2 protein-coding genes are annotated in these 1788 nt (G+C 45.4%); one reads left to right on the forward strand and one right to left on the reverse strand.

The annotated features are described in order from the left end of the window. Nucleotides 1-275 precede the first annotated feature (275 nt). Entirely contained in the window at nt 276-563 is a 288-nt protein-coding gene (locus tag O9332_RS02410; RefSeq protein ID WP_044000022.1) for a hypothetical protein, read from the forward strand. A gap of 108 nt (nt 564-671) precedes the next feature. Here the strand turns inward: O9332_RS02410 and O9332_RS02415 are convergent, their stop codons facing one another. Beyond that, nucleotides 672-1244, reverse strand: a complete 573-nt coding sequence (locus O9332_RS02415) for a choice-of-anchor R domain-containing protein (RefSeq protein WP_353853396.1) — start codon at nt 1242-1244, stop codon at nt 672-674. Nucleotides 1245-1788: the final 544 nt, after the last annotated feature.

The raw sequence follows: 1788 nt of genomic DNA on the forward strand, positions 1-1788 counted from the left end.
CAATTGTCTATCTTTTGGTATTAACCTATTTGTGCCTTAAGTCCTTTCCTGTATGAATTTCAGCTACTTTTGAGCGTAGTTGCTCTCATCGAATTTTATTTTAAGTTAATTATTTGCATAACAATTCCCGAAGAGCCACAACTTTTAACGCCTACCTACTTGATACTGATTTTAATTATGTAGATGGACTGATTTTAGAACGTTGGTAAGGAGCGCATCACCTACAAAAACAGCCTACAATATTACTAGGCGATCGAATATTCCCGGAAATTCAGATGAGTCAATCCCCCGTCACCAATTCCCTAGAAATTATCCTGACAAATATCACGGAAAAATTAGACTCTTTACAGAAAGATTTCACCGATCTAAAAGTAGATATGGCCGAGGTGAAAACCGAACTCAAAAGTATTGATAGGCGATTGGAAAAAGTAGAGGGAACACAGAACGCTTTAATTAAGGATGTATCGGACCTTAAGGGAGCAAAATCGTTGATTATTCCCGTGGTAGTGGCAGTATTAACCAGTATTCTGACTCTGCTGGTGCGATCGATCCCTAATCCTTAAAAGTTTCCCCGTTTGTATAGTAAATTCGTAGGTCGGGTTGAGGCAACGAAACCCGACATAGATCCTCGGTGGTTGGGTTTCACTCTGTTCAACCTAACCACCGGCAACTTATCCCTCGTTCCGACGACTTTTAACCCCCAGTAATCCCAATCCGAACAGGGACAAAGCCGCGATCGCACTAGGTTCGGGAGTGCGGGCCACCGGACCGGTTATCTCGGTTGCGTTGATCTGGAAACTGTTGAGAACGCTACTGGGAAAGAAACTCGCTCCACTACCAAACCTGGCTCCCGAGAACGTGGCGATGCCCGTCGGGGTTTGAATCGTACTAGAAGCGCTCCAGAGGAAATCTCCACTGGTACTGGTAACGTATAACCAGTATTTAGTACCGGCGGTAAACGTGAAGGGGCCAGTGGGAGTGAAGGTGTAGTCAAAATTTCCCGCTCCTTGAGGGGTGGGATTGGTGAAACTGGCGAGGACGGTACTGCCCGGATCGCTACCCCCGACATCATTGCGGATCTGGACTAGGGGAGTCTCTCCTGGATCGTAGCCACTGAGTCGCAGGATGGCGTTGTCGAGGCTGTAATTGTTACCCGCGGGCAGGGTAAAGGCGAGTGCTTTTATTTCAGTAGTGCTCAAAAAAGTACCACCATTATCATTGGCTTGCGGTAGATTCCCGATGATAACCGCCGCGCGGACAGGGTTTACCCCCCCCCTATTAGTACAAGTGAACTACTAATGCCCGCTAACACCAAAGAAATTGGTAAGGTTTTCATGATTTCTAAAAAAGTTCAGAAAGACTGCGTCAATTCTATTGCAGCTGTCTCTTCTGTTCAATCATTGATTAGATTTTGTCATCATTTACCGTCTGGTATGATATTTAACTTTATAGGGTGTTGACAAAACGGCTAGAAAGTGGTAAGCAACATCGGGCAGTTTCTGGTCGTGCCAAGTGCGATTCCTTTAGGGAGAGGGTAATAGGTCCTCGGTGGTTGGGTTTCACTCCGTATTAACCCGAAGTGATATTTTTTCATCAAAAAAAACTCGATCGCTTAATTGCGATCGAGTCAAGAAAAAACAGACTAATTAGGGCTTGCTGAATAAAGGTGAAATGTAGGCAAGGTAAGGGTTTTGTGGCTTTTCTCGCGAAACAGGTGCAAGATTTTGAGAGAATCGTGCTTCAAAACCTTGCGTCTTCATCGGCCCGCGTCCTGTAGGGGCGAAGCAT

Source organism: Microcystis sp. LE19-10.1B (assembly GCF_027530565.1).
In the GTDB taxonomy this organism is placed as follows: Bacteria; Cyanobacteriota; Cyanobacteriia; order Cyanobacteriales; family Microcystaceae; genus Microcystis; species Microcystis aeruginosa.